Here is a 17,944-nt window from a genome sequence, read left to right on the forward strand (position 1 = left end):
GGGAGGAACCACCCCATGAACGTGAACTGGCGTCCCCGGTGGGGACGATTGCTCGCGATGCCGGTCGCCGCCGCGCTCGCGATCTCCATGCTCAGCACGGCGCCAGCAGCCGCACACCCGGGCGCACACGGCGACGCCCACGTGCTGATCTTCACCAAGACCACCCAGTACCGGCACGCCGAGGCGATCGAGCAGGGCGTACCCGTGCTGCAGGCCGCCTTCGCCGACGCCGGGATCACCTCGGAACACACCGAGGACTCGTCGATCTTCAACGACGAGGACCTCGCCCACTTCGACGCCCTGGTGATGTTCCAGGCCTCCGGCGACCCGTGGACCGCCGACGAGAAGGCCGCCATGGAGCGCTACATGCAGGCCGGCCACGGCATCGTCGCCATCCACAACGCGACCGACATGCGCGGGAACTACGCGTGGTGGGACAACATGATCGGCTCGCTGATGCCCGGCCACGCCGCGACCGGCAGCAGCCCCGGCCTGCCGGGCACCGTCCGCGTCGAGGACCATGCCCACCCGTCGACCAGCCACCTGCCGCAGCGGTGGAACCGGGCCGACGAGTGGTACAACTACGCCCTCAACGTCCGCGGCGACGCGCACGTGCTCGCCACCATGGACGAGACGACGTACGACCCGGGCGGCAACGCCATGGGCTACGACCACCCGATCTCCTGGTGCAAGCCGTACGACGGCGGCCGCGCCTGGATGACCGGCATGGGCCACTTCGGCGCCCACTACACCGGTGAGCCGCAGCTCGTGCAGCACATGGTCGGCGGCGTCAAGTGGGCGGCCGGCCTGGCCCAGGGTGACTGCGGCGGGACCACGTGGGACAAGTTCGAGCGCGTGCCGCTGGACCAGAACACCAGCGCGCCGTACGCGATGGACGTCGCCCCCGACGGCCGGGTCTTCTACACCGAGCTGGTCCGCGGCGAGATCCGGGTGTACGACCCGCACACCCAGACCACGTCGACCGCGATCAGCATCCCGGTCTACTCCGGCGGTGAGGACGGCCTCCTGGGCATCGCCCTCGACCCGGCCTTCGCCACCAACGGCCACCTCTACATCTACTACTCCCCGGCCAGCGGTGACGACACGAACCCCGACAACTTCGTCAACCGGCTCTCCCGGCTGACCGTCGGCGAGGGCTCGCAGATCGACCGGGCCAGCGAGAAGGTGCTGCTGGAAGTGCCCGCCCGGCGGCTGCCCGACGAGCCGGGACACACCGGTGGTGGGCTGGCCTTCGGCCTGAACGGAGACCTGTACCTCGGGGTGGGCGACGACGTGAACCCGCACTCCGAGCCGTCCGGCGGCTACGCACCACTGTCGGAACGCGACAACACCTTCCACGACGCGCGGGCCACCTCGGCCAACACGAACGACCTACGCGGCAAGATCCTGCGGATCCACCCGGAGTCGGACGGCACGTACACCGTCCCGGAGGGGAACCTCTTCCCGCCGGGCACCGCCAAGACCCGCCCGGAGATCTACGCGATGGGCTTCCGCAACCCGTTCCGGTTCTCCATCGACCCGAAGACCGGCGCGCTGGGCATGGCCGACTACTCGCCGGACAACGGCAACGACAACCCCGACCGCGGCCCGGCCGGCATCGCCGAGTGGAACCTGATCACCGAGCCCGGCTTCTACGGCTGGCCGCTCTGCATGGGCGACAACGAACCGTTCCGGGACGTCGACTACCGGACCAACCCGGTGACCGTCGGCGCCTACTTCGACTGCGCCAACCCGGTGAACGACTCGATCCGCAACACCGGCCTCACCCAGCTGCCGGCGGCCAAGCCGGCGAAGATGTGGTACGGCTACAAGCGCTCCTCGGTGCCGGAGGTCATTCCGCAGGGCGGCGGCCTCGCGCCGATGGGCGGACCGTTCTACCAGTACGACGCGGACCTGGAGTCGGACACCAAGTTCCCGGCCTACTACGACGGCAAGCCGTTCTTCTACGAGTGGTCCCGCAACAAGATGTACTCGATCATCCCCGACGGCGACGGGAACGTGGAGAAGGTCAACCCGTTCCTGCCGCAGGAGCAGTTCCTCGCCCCGATCGACTCGAAGTTCGGCGCGGAGGGCTCCCTCTACGTGCTCGACTGGGGCGGCGGCTTCGGCCGGGACAACCCGAACTCGGGCTTGTACCGCGTCGACTACATCTCCGGCTCGCGCTCGCCGGAGGCGAAGGCCACCGCCGCACCCGACTCCGGGCACGCGCCCCTCGAGGTGCGGTTCGACGGCGCGCCGTCGTCCGACCCGGAGGGCGAGCAGCTCAGCTACGCGTGGGACTTCGACGGCAACGGCAGTGTCGACTCGACCGACCGGGCGCCGACCCACACGTACACCGACAACGGCGTCTACGACGCCCGGCTCACGGTGACCGACCCGCACGGCAAGACCGGCACCACCACCGTGCCGATCACGGTCGGTAACAAGCGGCCCGAGGTGCGCTTCGAGCTGCCACCCAACGGCGGGTTCTTCGACTTCGGTGACGAGATCAGCTGGAACCTGTCGGTCACCGACGCCGAGGACACCCAGATCGACGACGCCGACGTGGTGATCCAACCGGCGCTCGGCCACGACGAGCACGCCCACCCGGCCGACCCGCTGCACGGGCGGACCGGGACGGTGGCCACGTCGCTGGGCGGCGGGCACAGCGACGACATGAACGTCTTCTACGCCCTGGACGGCCGCTACACCGACTCCGGCGGCGCGGGCGGCATTCCCGCGCTCACCGGCTCGGACACCACCCTGCTCTTCCCGAAGCAGCGGGAGGCGGAGTTCTTCGACGCCTCGCACGGCGTCACTGTGGTGCCGGCGCGGGACGTGGAGGGGCACGCCAACGCCATCACCGGGCAGAACGGCGGATGGGCGTCGTACGACCCGGTGCACCTGCGCGGTGTGGACAGGCTGATCCTGCGGGTCGGCGCCGCCAGCGCGGGCACCGTCGAGCTGCGCCGCGGTGCCCCGGATGGCGCTCTGCTGGGCACCGCTCAGGTCCCGGCGACGCCGGCCGGCCGGTACGTGGACGTACCGGTCGACGTCACCGACCCGGGGGAGACCTTCACCCTGTACGCGGTCTTCCCCGGCGCCGGGGAGCGGCGGCTGAACTTCATCGAGGCCGACGGCAAGGGCGTCTCACCGACGAGCAAGCCGAAGGTCGCGGTGACCGCCCCGACCCCGGACGACGACCTGCAGCCGGGCCCGATCCAGGTCACCGCCGATGCGAGCGACGCGGAGAACACGATCACCAAGGTGGAGTTCTTCGCCGGCGACACCTCGATCGGCACCGACACCACGGCCCCGTACGCGGTGACGTGGAACGCCACGACCCAGCAGCGCTACCAGCTGACCGCCGTCGCCACCAACGACAAGGGCGCCAGCACCACCTCCCGCATCGTCGAGGTGGAGGTCGGTGACCTCTACGGCGACTGGCAGAGCTTCACCAACACCAACGCCACGTTCGACCGGCCGGACACCGACACCTGGGTGATCAACTCCGGCGGCGCGAACATGTGGCAGGGCACCGACCAGTACGGCTCGGTGTACCTTCCGGCCGCCGCCGGCAACGAGTGGACCGCGACGGTGAAGATCGAGCGGCAGGGCAACTCCAACTCGTCCGCCAAGGCCGGAATCATCGTCCGCAACGACATCACCCAACCCGGCGTGTCGGCCGGGTACGCGGCGATGACGCTGCGGGCCGGCCTCGGATTCGAGTGGCTGCGCGACACCGACGGCAACGGGCAGCTCGACGCCAGCACCGGCGCCAGCACGACCAGCTACCCGTCGTGGGTGCGGGTCGTGCGCGACGGCAACCAGTACTACGGGTACTGGAGCAAGGACGGCGTGACCTTCACCCGGGTCGGCGATCCGGTGACGCTCACCGGCGCGGCGACCCCGCAGGACATCGGCCTCGCGGTGACCGCGCACAGCACGTCGGCCACGAGCGAGGTGGAGTTCTCCGGGTTCAACCTGGTGAACGAGGCCATCCACCCCGGGCCGGACCCCGATCCCGATCCGGGACCGGGCTGCGACCCGACCGACGGCGGTGAGCGCGCGCCGAGCGACGAGTTCACCGGCGACACGCTCGACGGCTGCCGGTGGGACTCGGTGGTGCGCTACGACTCGTCGAAGGTCGCGATGAACGGCGGGCAGCTGCGCATCGAGACGCAACTGGGCGACATCAACGGCGACAACCCCGCGTCCCCGCGCAACTTCATCCTCCAGGACCTGCCGGACGGGGACTGGACGATCCAGACCCGGCTGACACCGACGATGCTGCACCGCTGGCAGCTGGCCGGGTTCCTGGTGTACGCCGACGACAACAACTACGTGAAGTTCGACGTGGTGGCCACGAACCCCAACGGCTCACCGACCGATCTGCGCGCCGAGCTGGTGTCGGAGCGCAACGGTCAGTTCGGCAACGGCGGCAACCGGTCCGTCGACGTCGCGGAGACGACCGAGAGCGGCTGGTACGACCTGCGGCTGAAGCGGACCGGGAACACCTACTCGGCCGAGATCAGCGACGGTGGGGTCAACTGGACCTCGCTCGGGGAGCCGGTGACCAACGACGCCGCGATGACGTCGTTCGGTCTGATGGCGCTCGGCCCGGAGCAGGTGTCGCCGGTGACGGTCGCGTTCGACTACTTCCGGGTGGTCGACCTGACCCCGCCGACCGTGTCGGTGACGGTCGACCCGGCGGCGCCGAACGGCGACAACGGCTGGTACGTCTCGCCGATCACGGTGACCGCCACCGGGGCCGACGACAGCGGTGGCCCGGTGCGGATCTCCTACCGGGTCGGCGACGGCGAGTGGACCGACTACCGCGAGCCGGTGGCGGTGACCGGAGACGGCAGCCGCGAACTGCGCTTCCGGTCGGTCGACGAGGCCGGCAACGTCTCGACGGAGGCGGCCGTGTCGCTGCGGGTCGACGCCACGGACCCGACCGTGAAGTTCGGCGGGATCAAGGATGGCGGCTCCTACCAGCTGGGCAAGGCGTTGCCGATCACGGCGTCGGCGGTGGATCCGGCGTCGGGCGTCGCGTCGGTGGTCGTGACGCTGGACGGCAAGCCGGTCAGCGGGGCGGTCGCGCCGACGGCGGGCACCCACCGGGTGACCGCGGTCGCCACCGACAAGGCCGGCAACGTGGTCGAGTCGACGGCGTCGTTCGAGGTGGTGGCGACGTTCACCAACACCCGGACGCTGCTGGAGCGCTACCGGAAGGAGGGGTCGGTCCCGCCGGCTCGCGCGATCCTCCTGACGACGCAGCTCAAGGTCGCCGAGGCGATGGCCAAGGCCGGGCTGAAGGCCCAGGCCCGGGCCGCGCTCGACCGGTTCACGGCCTTCGCCGACACCGTTCCGGACGCGCAGGCGCGGGCCCAGCTCGTCGCGGCCGGCGCCTATCTGAGGGCCCACCTGTGAGGTGATGACGGCGAGCCGGTGCCGGCCGGCTCCCGACCGGTGCCGGAGCACGCCACGCGTGCTCCGGCACCCGGTCCTCCACCGGGCGACCCTTGATCTGCCGGCCAACACGCTGATCACCCCGAGGCAGCGCACGTCCTGCCGGGTGCCGAGGTGTCCCGGTGCGTTCGCGGACGAACGACGCGTTGATGGGGAGCGCCCGATAGCGCGTCGCTGTGGGGGAGACCCCTGACCGGTGAGTGCTCTACGGGGAGATCTGCCGCCCGGAGCGAGACAAAAGCAATGGCAAGGAGTCTGCTACTCCCTGCCAAGGTAAACATATACCACATAGGGGGTCTTGCGGCAAGACCCGGGTGGTGGCGCAGAATCGTCGGCCGTAGCCGGGTACCTGCGGAAATCAGGTACTCGCGGAGTAGGTGCGCTTTCGCGCGAACCGCGCGCGGCGGCGGGCCGACGAGTATGGGGGCATTCGTGATTGACGTGATCATCGCCGGCGGCGGACCGACCGGCTTGATGCTCGCCGCCGAGCTGCGGCTGCACGGCGTGCACGTGCTCGTGCTGGAGAAGGACGAGGAGCCGACGCCGTTCGTCCGCGCGCTCGGTCTGCACGTACGCAGCATCGAGGTGATGGACCAGCGCGGTCTGCTGCAGCGGTTCCTCGCGCACGGCAAGCAGTACGCGGTGGGGGGCTTCTTCGCCGGCATCGTCAAGCCCTGGCCCGGCCGGCTGGACACCGCGCACCCGTATGTCCTCGGCATCCCGCAGACCATCATCGATCGCCTGCTGGAGGAGCACGCCGCCGAGCTCGGTACCGAGATCCGGCGCGGCTGCGAGCTGGTCGGCCTCCGCCAGGACGACGACGGGGTGACCGCCGAGCTGGCCGACGGCACCCAGCTGAGCGCCCGGTACCTCGTCGGCTGCGACGGCGGCCGCAGCACGGTGCGCAAGCTGCTCGGCGTCGGCTTCCCCGGCGAGCCCACCCGGGTCGAGACGCTGCTGGGTGAGATGGAGGTGGCCGTACCGCCGGAGACGGTGGCCGCCGTGGTCGCCGAGGTCCGCGAGACGCAGAAACGGTTCGGTCTCGGGCCGCTCGGCGCAGACGGGGTGTACCGCGTCATCGTTCCCGCCGCCGGGGTGACCGGGGAGCGCGCGGTCCCGCCGACGCTCGACGAGTTCAAGCAGCAGCTGCAGGCGGTGGCCGGCACCGACTTCGGTGTGCACTCGCCGCGCTGGCTGTCGCGCTTCGGCGACGCCACCCGGCTGGCCGAGCGCTACCGGGTCGGCCGGGTGCTGCTGGCCGGCGACGCGGCGCACATCCACCCGCCGACCGGCGGTCAGGGCCTCAACCTCGGCATCCAGGACGCCTTCAACCTCGGCTGGAAGCTGGCCGCCGAGGTCCACGGCTGGGCGCCGGCGGGGCTGCTGGACAGCTACCACACCGAGCGGCACCCGGTCGCCGCCGACGTGCTGGACAACACCCGCGCGCAGATGCAGCTGCTCTCCACCGAACCCGGCCCCCAGGCGGTACGCCGGCTGCTGTCGGAGCTGATGGAGTTCGAGGAGGTCAACCGCTATCTCATCGAGAAGATCACCGCGATGGCGGTCCGCTACGACTTCGGCGAGGGGCATGAGCTGCTCGGCCGACGGATGCGGGACGTGGGACTGAAGCGGGGGCGGCTCTACGAGCTGACCCACGGCGGCCGTGGCCTGCTGCTCGACCAGACCGGCGGGCTCTCGGTCGCGGGCTGGGCCGACCGGGTCGACCATGTCGTCGACGTCAGCGAGGAGCTGGACGTGCCCGCCGTGCTGCTGCGCCCGGACGGGCATGTGGCCTGGGCCGGCGACGACCAGCAGGAGCTGCTCACCCAACTGCCGAAGTGGTTCGGCGCGGCCGCCGACTGAGCGGGCAGCCGGTGGCCGCCGGACCGGATCGAGGTCCGGCGGCCACCGCTCTCTCACATCCGCCGGAACACGCCGTGCAGGCGTCCCTCCGGCGTCGACCCCGTCCGGCAGGCCGAGACCGCATCGAGGACGACGTCGTACGTCGACGTCACCCCTTCGCTCACCGTCTGCCGCTTCACCTTCGGCGTCCACCCGTCCTTGGCGACGGTGACCTGGTACTTCCCGGCCGGCAGCCAGTAGACGTACCGGCCGTCGGCGTCGGCGACGACGGTGTAGCCCGTCTTGCCGCCGCTGCCCACGAGATCGAGGTGTACCGTCGCGCCGACGCCGGACACGCTTCCGTCGCAGCTGCGACCGCTCACCGTGCCCTGGATCTTGCCCCAGTCGGCGGGGGCGGCGACCCCGACTTCGACCTCGACCGCCGGCACCGGGTACGGGGTGTCGGTGGTGAACCCGAACTCCGCCCGGTAGGTGCCGGGCTGCCCGATACCCGTGCCGGAGGTCGCGGTCACCGTGACGGTGACCTTCTTCGAGGCGCCCGGAGCCAGGGTGAGATCACCGGGCGTGACGTCGAGCCACGGCACACCGCTCGCGCCACAGTCGCCGAGACCGCTCAACCGCTCGGACTCGGCGGTCACCAGGTCACTACCGCCTCCGATCTTGTAGACCCCGCACGCCATCGCGCCGCGGTAGACGGCGACCTGGGTGTTCGGCAGGTCCCGCCACGCTCTGGTGGTCGGGTCGTACGCCACCGTGCGGTTGGTGACCGTGGAGTTCTCGGACATCCCGCCCGCGAGGATCAGCAGGCCACCGGCGACGGTGTTCGGTGAACCCCACAGGCCGATCGGCAGGTCGGGCAGGCGGGTCCACGCGTCGGCCGCCAGGTCGTAGCCGTAGGTGTCGCGGTACGGCATCGTGTCGATCCCACCGGCGCAGTAGATGCCGCCGCCGACACCACCGCACGGCAGGTACGCCACCGGCAGCGGGTAGTCGGCCCCGGTGGTGAACGTACGGGTGTGTGGGTCGAAGACGACGACGTTCCTGGTGCCCGCGCAGTTGCCGTCCGCGCAACCGCCCACGACGACGATCCGGCCGTCGACGAGCGCGGTGCCGGCCGCCGCGCGGGGCGCCGGGTTGGAGACCCCGACGAGGGTGCTCCAGGTGTTCGTCGCCGGATCGAAGACGTCCACCGTGGGCACCGGCGCGCCGCTGGCGTTCCAGCCGCCGAGGACGTAGATCTTGCCGTCCACCGCCACGGCCGAGGGCGCGCTGCGACCCCGGGGCATCAGCGGCAGGCCGGTCCAGAGGTTCGTCGCCGGGTCGTAGACCCAGGTCGAACGCTCGGTGCCGGTGCCGGCACCACCACCGACGGAGTAGACCTTGCCGCCGATGGTGACGGCGGCGTTGTCGTAGACCTGGGCCGGAGCGCTGGCGATGCGACTCCAGGCCAGATCACCCGCCGCTGTCGCGGACGCGGTGGCCGTGGCCTTGGCGTCGTGGCCGGCCGCGATCCCGTTCATGGCCTTGCTGGCGGTGGGAACCTGCCGTTGCGCCAGCGGCGCCCCCTTGCGGCCGAGCACCTCGAACTGGCCCGCTCGGGCCAGCGTCTCGACCGTCACCGGGGCGCTGCCGGTGTTCTTGAGCGTCACCGTGGTGCTGCGGGTGGCGCCGTACGGCTGGTTCAGCTCGATGTTCGTCTGGCTCACGGTGAGCCGACCCGCCGTGAGGGCGAAGTTCGCCTTGTTCAGCCGGTCCGCGGTGACCTCGACGTCCTTGGCCAGCGGCTGGTACGGCCGCTGACTCGCCCGCAACGGGTGGGTGCCGGTCAGCGTGGAGAGGAACCAGTAGAACCCGTCGGAGATGTTCGGGTCCTCCGGCGTCGCCTCGGTCTGCGTCTGCTCCGCCGGTGCGTCCGGGCTGACGACGGTGACGCCGTCGAGGCCCTCCCCGGTGTTCTTGTCGGTGACGAAACCGGCGACGAGGGCGGCGGGGGTCGGGGTGCAGGACCGGTCGATCAGCTCGACGTTGTCGACCGCCCACCACCAGCCGAAGTTCGCGCGGTAGCGGAACCGCACCTGAACGTTGGCCTTGCCGGCGGCCGGTTCGAGCGGGACCAGCTCCTGGGTCGGGCCGCGTCGCCAGTCGTCCCCGTGCCAGACGTTGGTCCAGGTCTTGCCGCCGTCGGTGGTGACGTCGATGTCGCCGACGTCATCGCCCGCCGTCGCGTAGAGGTCACTGTTGAAGCGCAGGTACGGCGCCCGGGCGGTTCGCAGGTCGAAGGCGGGGGAGATCAGGTCGGTGTCCTGCCGCGCGTCGAGCCCCTGGGAGATGCTGTCGACGATCGCGAAGTTGCCGCTGCCGCCGGTCTGGTTGCCCCGGCGTCCCGGGTCGTTGAAGGTCCACCCCGGGAACTGCGTCCGGTTGACCACCGACCAGCCCTGCGGCACGGCGTCGCCGTCGAACGTCTCCGTCCCGAACAGCGGGCCGGAGAAGGCGTCGGAGTAGCCGCCGGCGGTGCAGCCGTGGTCGACCGGGACCTTGATGTTGACGGTCTTCGCCGCGTCGGCCACCTGCACGCTGCGGGTGTCCTTCCGGTACCCGGGGTAGCGCGCGGTGGTCTCCACGGTGTAGGTGCTGTCGGCCGGCACCGTGAAGGAGTACCTGCCCGTGATCGGGTCGGTGAAGATCGGGCCGCCGGGACGACCGGCCACCGTGATGTTCGCGTAGAGCGGCCAGCCGTGACCGGACCCGTCGGTCACCCGACCCGAGACGGTCACCATCGAAGGTGGGTCCAGCGTGAAGTTCGCCGTGACGGCGCCCGTCGCGGGCACGGTCACCGTGACACTCCGGCTTCCGTAGCCGTACGCGCCGGCCGTCACCGTCTGCTCGCCGACCGGCAGCACCAGCGTGTAGTCGCCGCCGGCGCCGGTGACCGCCCGCGTGTCGCCGGAGCTGATCTGGACGCCGCTCAGCGGCTCGTCCGAGGCCGAGTCGGTGACCCGGCCGGTCACCCGTCCGACGGCTCCGCGCGGCGCCTTCGTCACCGCCCGGTAGGCGTTGAGCCGCCCCTCGCCGAAGACGTTGTTGTCGGCGGCGGTGCCACCGCACTCGGTCGCGTCGACGTCGACGGCGGTCTCGTCGAGCAGCTTCTCGGTGGCGGTGAGGTCACGGCGCAGGTTCGGCGCGGCGGACCAGAGCAGCGCCACCGTCCCGGAGACGTGCGGCGCGGCCATCGACGTTCCGCTGAGCGTCGCGTAGCCGCCGCCGGGCCAGCTCGACCGTACGTCCTCGCCGGGCGCGGAGATGTTCGGCTTGATGCCGCCGTCCACCCCCGAGCTGCCCCGACTGGAGTACTGGTAGACCTGGTTGGCCGAGTTGTAGCCGCCGACCGCGTACGACTGCGGGTAGTCGCCCGGGGTGTTCGCGGTGTCGCAGGCCGGACCGGAGTTGCCCGCGGAGAAGACGGGGAAGATGCCCGCGGCGCGCCACGCGTCGACGGTCTGCTTGTACCAGAGGTTGCCCTGGCCGCCGCCCCACGAGTTGTTGACGATGTCCGGCCGCAGGTCCGGGCGGGGGTTCTGCCCGTTACGGTCGGTCGGCGCGAGGATCCACTGGCCGGCGAGGAGCAGCGAGGCGTCCGAGCACCACTCGCGCTCGCAGCCCTTCGCGGCGATCCAGGTGGCTCCGGGGGCGACACCGATCTGGTTGCCGGCGCCGCCGTCACCGACCATGGTCCCCATGGTGTGGGTGCCGTGGCCGCCGGTGTCGCACGGCTCGAACTGCTGGCAGACGTTGGTCGGGTCGTACCAGTTGTAGTCGTGGGAGAAGGTGCCGTCGCCGTTGTTGCCCCGGTACTTCCCGACCAGCGCCGGGTGGTCGTACTGGACACCGCCGTCGATGTTGGCGACCACGACGCCCTCGCCGCGGTCGCTGAACTCGTCCCAGACCTGCGGCGCCTCGATGCTGGCCACGCCCCACTCGGTCGCCGCGGCGGCCTTCGTGCCGACCTTCGCCTGCTCGGGCTCGACCAGGGGGTACGACCGCACCGGGTCGATCCGGGCGACCTCGGGTCGGGCGGCGATCAGGTCCAGCAGGGCCTTGTCGCCGTCGACCTGAAGCGCGTTGGCGATCCAGTACGAGGTGTACCGCGCCTTGCGCTGCGTGAGGACGCCGCGCAGCCCGGCCTGGGTGCGGTCAGCGGTGCTGGTGAGCTGCTGGTGCACCTCCGTGGCGCGGGCGTCGCCGCGCAGCCTCGCCGTCGCGTCCAGCTTCGCCTGGTCCTTCAGGTAGACCAGGAAGCTCGTGCTGCCCTTCGCCGACAGCTCCTTGAGCACCTGGCCGTCCACGGCGGCCTGTGCGGGTGCCGCCTCGGCGACCGTCGGTTGTGCGGTCAGGCCGAGGATGACAGCCGCCGCTGCGGCGATCACCGGACGGATCGTGAGCCCGATCCTGCCCCGGCGTGTGCGTCTTTCTGACAACGTTCCTCCACTTCAGCGGCACCGATCGGTTTCCGGTGCCGGCGAGCGGACTCGTGGGTCCTCCCGAGCTCGCCCGACCCGTGCGGGACGCGCCGCACCTGACGGCGCCTCGACACGAATTTGATCATTGTCCGGTGAGGACAGAGCATGATCAACAAACGGACTTGGGCAGGACCTGAGCAGTCGGTACGCAATTCGTGGGCAAGACGGGCGGTCTGTGGCCGCGACGCCCGGGGGGTCGCGGGTCGCGCCGCAGGAGCTCCACGGGCGGGCCCGGCGGTCATCCACGAACAGTGGCGCTCGGCCCACGATGCGCGTCTTGGACTCCCCCCCGGGCGGACCGGTGGCGGCGGAGTGTCGTCCGGACCCTGCTGCGGGTCGGCCGAACGGATGGCTTTAAAATGAAAACCGTTGTTGTTAAGCTTGGTCACCGCGGAGCGAATCGGTCGCGCTCTCGGGACCGCCTCGACCGGCACACCCACGTCGTGGCACCGGCCGGTGTCATCGGCCCGGTCCCGCGGGGGTGGCGTCAGGGCCGAGTTGTCGGGCGCCCCTGCGGCGACCCGGTGAGCACGCAGAGCACGTACACCGGCGACCTCGCATCCTTCCTGTTCGGTCAGATTCTCGGGCTCTCCTACGGCGACGTCATCACCGTGGCGGTGGTCGGCGCGCTGCTGATCGCGGTGACGCTGCTGCTGCGCAAGGAACTCGTCACCGTGAGCCTGGACCGGGAGACCGCCGCCGCCTCGGGTCTGCCCGTCTTCTGGCTCGACACCGTGCTGTACGTGATGGTGACCCTGGCGATCGTCATCTCCCTGCAGGCGGTCGGCAACATCCTCGTCCTCGCGTTGTTGATCACCCCGGCCGCCTCGGCCCGGATGCTCACCGAGCGTCTCGGCGTGATGATGCTGCTCGCCGCCGGCATCGGCGTGGTCTGTGCGGTCGCCGGCCTGTACGTCTCCTACTACTACAACCTGGCCTCGGGTGGGCTGATCGTGCTCTGCCTGACCCTGGTGTTCGCCGGGTGCTGGCTGGCCGCGCCTCGGTACGGGCTCTTCGCCCGGCGACGCACCGGCCGACCGCCCGCGGCCGTAGCAGCCTGACGAACGAGTAGTTCTCGCGCCCGCAGCCGTCTGCCACGGCTGCGGGCGCTGCCGTCGTCAGGCCTTTCGCAATCTAACGAAAACGACTATCGTTTTCATTAGACGGTCCGACAAGGACCCAGGAGAGGAGCATCTTCGTGCGTAAGTCCATCCGGCTGTTGCTCGCCTCGGGAGTGACGACCGCGGCGCTCGTCGCCACCGCGCTCCCGGCGCAGGCCGCCGCGGTCACGTTGAAGGCCGGGCACCTCGACGTCGTCGACGTCGCCTACGAGGACGGCGATCTGGAGATCGGCGTCCACGACGAGGAGAACGACGTCGAGTACGCCACCGACGAGGTCAAGCTCGTCGTCAAGCGCCAGGCCAAGGTCACCGTCCCCGACAATCCGGCCTTCGCCTTCCTCGGCCGTCCCGGCGTGGCGGAGGTCTGGATCCTGCCCGAGATCCAGAACAGCGAACTGATCTGGCCCGGAATCGCGGCCGAGGAGATCGAGGCGGGCGTCTTCGCCGCCGACTCACTGACCCTGAGGCTCCAGTCGGTGGCGGGCCCGGGTCAGCTCGCCATCTACACCGAGGACGCCGTCGGGCAGCCGACGATCCTCGCCGACAGCGGCGACGGAGTGCCCGACGCCATCACGCTCGCCGCCGGGGACCACACCCACGCCAACTGGGCCTTCGACCGCTCCGGCGACTACCGAGTGACCGTCCAGGCCACCGGCACCCTCGCGGCGACCGGCCAGAGCGTCACCTCCGCCCCGGCCACCCTGCGCCTCGTGGTCAAGGCGTGAGCGCCGTGCGTACCCGCAACCAGCTCCTCGCCGGGCTCGCCCTGACCGTCGCGCTGCTCGCCGGCGCGTCCGCCCCGGCCGTGGCGGCTCCGATCGTGCTGTCCAGCGGCCACGTGGACGTCATCGACGTGGACTACACCGGCGGCGCCCTCACCGTCGACCTGCTCGACGGCACCGGCACGACCGACGTGGAGCGCAACCCCGCCGACGTGGTTCTCCAGGTGCCGAGCGCCGCCCGGCTCACCGTTCCCGCCGGCGGCGCCTGGTCGTTCCTCGGCTCGGGCGGCCAGGCCTGGGTGCTGCCACAGGCCAGCACCGCCGGCCTGCTCTGGGCGGGCTGGAACACCACCGACGTGCCCAGCGGCGTGCTCCAGAACAACCGGGTGTCGTTCCGGCTCACCAACGTCACCGGGCCGGCCGGCTTCAGCATCTACACCGTCTCCGGCGGTACGCCGACCGTCCTGTTCGACAGCGGCAACGGACTGCCCGACACGTTGAACGTCAACCGAAACACCCACGCCCACGTCAACTGGGGCTTCGACGCCGCCGGCACCTACACGGTCACCTTCGAGGTCACCGGCACCCGGGCCAGCGACGGCAGCACGATCAGCTCCGGCGCCAAGACCTGGACCTTCGAGGTCCTCGCCTGACCGCCGCCGAGGCGTCACCGCCCCGATAGGCGACGCCCCTGCACGAGCGACACCGGCGGTACGGAGCCGGCCGGCGCGATCTGATCCTCGCGTCGGCCGGCCCCGGCGGCAGCCACGGACGGGACCTCGACGCACCTTTCGTCGGAGGCGGACAGGAGACGTTGGTGCGACGGTCGAAAGCATCGACTCGCGTCATCGGACGGGCTACCCTCCGGAGCAGACGACCATCGATGCGTGGGGGTGCCGTGTCCCGCCGAACCGGAAGACCCTCCTATCTCACCACGCCGCGTACCCGGCGACCGAAACCGGCGGTGGTCGCGGCCGCCGTCGCGGTCGCACTCGCCCTCGGCCTGCTCGGCGGGGTGATCGGCTTCAACGTCGGGCGGCCGACGCGGGTCGAGTCGACCGTCGACCAGCTGCGTAGGGCGGAGGCCGAGCGCGACGTCCAGCAGATCATCGAGCTGACCGCGGCGGCACGGGGGATCGGCGAGCAGCTAACGCCGATCCTGGAGTCGATCCAGCAGGCCGCCGAGACCGGGCGTACGCCCGAGGCGTCGCAGGCCCGACAGTGGCAGCAGACCGTGCGGCAACTCGTCGAGACGTTCGCCGACCCACCGTCGGGCACCACCGCCACCAACGTGGCACGCGGCAGCCTCAAGGGCGCGGTGGAGCAGACCGGGGTCGCGGTCGACACCGTGGCCCTGGCCGTGACCAAGCCCGTCCCCGCCCGCAACGAGTACCTGGAGCTGGCGGCGCGGCAGGCCGCGCTCGCGTCGACCGCGTGGTCGGTGGCCGCGACGCAGCTCGACCAGATCAACATCGACTCGGGGCAGGGGCACCAGCACGTCCACCTCGGGCCAGGGGAGGCGGACGGCGCCTTCGCTCCGGACGGTGCCGCCGAGGGCTCCGGCGGCTTGACCGGGCGGTGATGCGGCCCGGCGTCGCCGACGGCGACGGGCTGATGTCCCGCTAGTCGTACTGGTTCGCCGGCGGGTCGATCTTCAACCAGGCGGCAACCTCGAGGTAGGGGATCTCCGAGTCGTTGACCGGATCCTTGACGGTGTGCGGAATCCACTGGCCGGTGGCCCGCACCCAGGTGTCCGGTGCGAGGTCCGGCACGTCGCCACGGAGACCGATCTTGATCGGGATGCCGTCGGCGGCACAGCAGGCGAGCATGATGCGGGCCAGGATCGGCCGACCGTCCGGGCCGGTGGCGATGAAACCGGTGAGCTGCACCTGCCGACCGCGCAGGGTGCGACCTCCGTCGAAGACCGCGCGGTACCCGTACTCGATGAGGGTGAGCTTCACCGGGTCGCCCGGGGGGAGAGGTGAGAAGGCGGTCTCGCTCTCCCCGACCGTGGCGAGGGCGGACCCGCTGCGCGCGGCGGTGTCGGCGCCGAGCGCCGGTGGCGTGATCGCGAGCAGCGCGAGCGCGGGCAGCAACAGCAACCAGCCCACGAGCTGTCCGGATCGTCCGTGCCCGTGGCCGTCGTCGTGCGCTGGGTGGCCGCGGTGGCGGACGATGTCGCGCACCTCGTAGACCAGTGTCATTGCGGCGGCCACGACCAGGAGCAGGCCGGCGGCGATCAGGAACGGGCGTAGGCCCTGCTTGACGTACCGCAGGTAGACGTCGGTCCAGGTGATGCGCAGGACGGCACCACCGAGAAGAAACATGACGACGGCCTGGGCGGCTCGGTTCACCAGATCACCATCCCTACCACTGCGGCAGTCAGCACGGCGAGGCCGAAGGTCGCCGGCGCGAATCGGGCGGCGAAGTCTCGGCCGAAGATGCCGGTCTGCATCGAGATGAGCTTCAGGTCGACCATCGGACCGACGACGAGGAACGCCAGTCGGGCGGTCAGGGAGAACTGGGACAGTGACGCGGCGACGAACGCGTCGGCCTCGGAACAGATGGACAGGAGCACGGCGAGCGTGGCCAGGGCGAGCACGGAGAGCACCGGCCGCGCCGCCAGGTCGTTGAGCCAGGTCTGGGGTACCGCCACGTTGATGGTCGCGGCGGCCATGGCGCCGAGCACGAGGAAGCCGCCGGCGTGTACGACGTCGTGCCGGCAGGCCACCCAGAACGCCTCCCACTTCGGCAGCCTGTCGAGGTGGGCGCGGTGGGGCAGGCGGATCCACTCGACGCGGCCGAGACGCAGCCACAACCAGCCCATGAGCAGGGCGACGGCGAGGCTGGCACCGGCGCGGGCGGCCACCATCTCGGGGTTGCGAGGAAAGGCCACGGCGGTGGCGGTGAGCACGATCGGGTTGATCGCCGGCGCGGCGAGCAGGAACGCCAGCGCCGCGGCGGGCGTCACACCGCGGCGGATCAGCGACCCGGCGATCGGCACGGAGCCACACTCGCAGCCGGGCAGGACCACGCCGGCCACTCCGGCGACCGGAACGGCGAGGGCCGGCCGGCGGGGGAGCGCGCGAGCCCAGAACGAGCGAGGAACGAACACCGCGATGACGGCGGAGAGCACCACGCCGAAGACGAGGAACGGCACCGCCTGCACCAGCACCGACACGAACACCGTCAGCCAGGTCTGCAGCCGCGCGTCGGCCACCAGCTCGGAGATCTGCCGATGCAGGACGGCGACCAGAATGAGCAGGACGCAGAGGATCTCGATCGAGCCGAACGCGTGGCGGTGCGCCTGCGGAGCGGATCCGCCGCCGTCGGCCGGGGCTGGTTGGCCGGGGCGTGCAGGTGCCGGGGGGACAGGACCGTGCCGGTTGCTCGTACGCAGCGCAATCACCTACTCCGATGCGGGGAGGAACAGCCTGGAGCGACCGGCGCGGGTGCCCGGCGAGGTCGAAGCGTGCACATATGCGCAGCGCATAATGGGTCGGGCTCCCCGCGTATGCGGGCCGGGTCGGCAGTCAGCGACCGCGCCACGAGCGGCGCGTCCGAGAGCGGAGACGGCGGTACGGTGAACCAGGCGATGCCGAACGTAACCCGCAACACGCGTCAGCGCGGCGAGGTGCTGGCGCTCCTGCGCGAGGTTGACGGTTTCCACACCGCGCAGCAGCTGCACCAGATGCTTCTCGCCCGCGACGCGCGGGTCGGCCTGACCACCGTGTACCGCACCCTGCAGCTGCTGGTCGACGCCGGTGAAATCGACTCGACCCGGCTGCCCGGCGGGGAGCAGCTCTTCCGCAGGTGCAGTCAGAGTCGACACCACCATCACCTGGTGTGCCGTTCCTGCGGCCGGACGGTGGAGGTGGCGGGGCCCGCGGTGGAGCGATGGGCCGAACGGGTCGCCGGCGAGAACGGGTTCACCGATGTCGACCACACCCTGGAGATCTTCGGCACCTGCGCGGAGTGCGCCCGCTGACGTCGGGTGGACGGCGGGCATCGGATCAGACGGTCGCTGCCGCCGGCGGGCTCGACCCGTACGACTCCATCCGGAAGTCAGGATCGGTTCGCGCCGTCAAGTCGATAATGGTAACCGTTTCCATGAGCGATACTGTAGCGGGCGGATCGGGCGATGGGGGCGAAAGGCGGCGCGTGTCGCCCGGCCCGCCCGTGCCGCAGCCCGGGCTCGGCGTCGTCCAAGGCTAAGTCGCGGCGGAGCGTATGGGGCGTCGGGTGT

General features: G+C 71.0%; 9 protein-coding genes and 1 pseudogene. 7 read left to right on the forward strand and 3 right to left on the reverse strand.

The window, feature by feature from the left end; all coding sequences use genetic code 11:
* The first annotated feature begins 15 nt into the window (after positions 1–15).
* Together D7147_RS09585 and rox are read left to right on the forward strand one after the other, a co-directional pair.
* Complete coding sequence (locus tag D7147_RS09585; protein ID WP_120675862.1) at positions 16–5,433, forward strand: ThuA domain-containing protein; 5,418 nt, start codon at positions 16–18, stop codon at positions 5,431–5,433.
* A gap of 471 nt (positions 5,434–5,904) precedes the next feature.
* On the forward strand, positions 5,905–7,335 hold the full coding sequence (gene rox / locus D7147_RS09590; RefSeq protein WP_120675864.1) for a rifampin monooxygenase: 1,431 nt from the start codon (positions 5,905–5,907) through the stop codon (positions 7,333–7,335).
* Positions 7,336–7,388: 53 nt separating this feature from the next.
* Here rox and D7147_RS09595 read toward each other — a convergent pair whose 3' ends face one another.
* Positions 7,389–11,813 (reverse strand): S8 family serine peptidase, encoded by a 4,425-nt coding sequence (locus D7147_RS09595; RefSeq protein ID WP_407663326.1) that lies wholly within the window; start codon positions 11,811–11,813, stop codon positions 7,389–7,391.
* 584 nt (positions 11,814–12,397) lie between these two features.
* On the opposite strand from D7147_RS09595, the pseudogene D7147_RS09600 reads away from it, so the two are divergent.
* The 4 genes and pseudogenes from D7147_RS09600 to D7147_RS09615 all read left to right on the forward strand — a co-directional run.
* Positions 12,398–12,916, forward strand: a pseudogene (locus D7147_RS09600) (iron chelate uptake ABC transporter family permease subunit); the annotation flags it as partial.
* Positions 12,917–13,053: 137 nt separating this feature from the next.
* Positions 13,054–13,701 (forward strand): choice-of-anchor M domain-containing protein, encoded by a 648-nt coding sequence (locus tag D7147_RS09605; protein ID WP_120675868.1) that lies wholly within the window; start codon positions 13,054–13,056, stop codon positions 13,699–13,701.
* Between the two features lie 5 nt (positions 13,702–13,706).
* On the forward strand, positions 13,707–14,351 hold the full coding sequence (locus D7147_RS09610) for a choice-of-anchor M domain-containing protein (protein WP_407663331.1): 645 nt from the start codon (positions 13,707–13,709) through the stop codon (positions 14,349–14,351).
* 245 nt (positions 14,352–14,596) lie between these two features.
* Entirely contained in the window at positions 14,597–15,280 is a 684-nt protein-coding gene (locus D7147_RS09615; RefSeq protein ID WP_120675872.1) for a hypothetical protein, read from the forward strand.
* Positions 15,281–15,320: 40 nt separating this feature from the next.
* Here the strand turns inward: D7147_RS09615 and D7147_RS09620 are convergent, their stop codons facing one another.
* Both D7147_RS09620 and D7147_RS09625 read right to left on the reverse strand, forming a co-directional pair.
* Positions 15,321–16,052, reverse strand: coding sequence for a TIGR03943 family putative permease subunit (locus D7147_RS09620; RefSeq protein WP_120675874.1), 732 nt, complete (start codon positions 16,050–16,052; stop codon positions 15,321–15,323).
* Positions 16,049–17,098: a permease gene (locus D7147_RS09625; protein ID WP_199734156.1), complete on the reverse strand. Its 1,050-nt coding sequence runs from the start codon at positions 17,096–17,098 to the stop codon at positions 16,049–16,051. Before D7147_RS09625 ends, D7147_RS09620 begins: the two co-directional genes overlap by 4 nt.
* A 114-nt stretch (positions 17,099–17,212) precedes the next feature.
* Here D7147_RS09625 and D7147_RS09630 point away from each other — a divergent pair, with 114 nt between their 5' ends.
* Complete coding sequence (locus D7147_RS09630; RefSeq protein ID WP_120675878.1) at positions 17,213–17,686, forward strand: Fur family transcriptional regulator; 474 nt, start codon at positions 17,213–17,215, stop codon at positions 17,684–17,686.
* Positions 17,687–17,944: the final 258 nt, after the last annotated feature.

Origin of the sequence: Micromonospora musae (assembly GCF_003626545.1) — a bacterium.
In the GTDB taxonomy this organism is placed as follows: Bacteria; Actinomycetota; Actinomycetes; order Mycobacteriales; family Micromonosporaceae; genus Micromonospora; species Micromonospora musae.

Excerpts from the sequence above, each read along its gene's own strand:
- D7147_RS09585 (WP_120675862.1), top strand. The coding sequence starts at position 16 with ATGAACGTGAACTGGCGTCCCCGGTGGGGACGATTGCTCGCGATGCCG.
- D7147_RS09630 (WP_120675878.1), top strand. The coding sequence starts at position 17,213 with ATGCGGGCCGGGTCGGCAGTCAGCGACCGCGCCACGAGCGGCGCGTCC.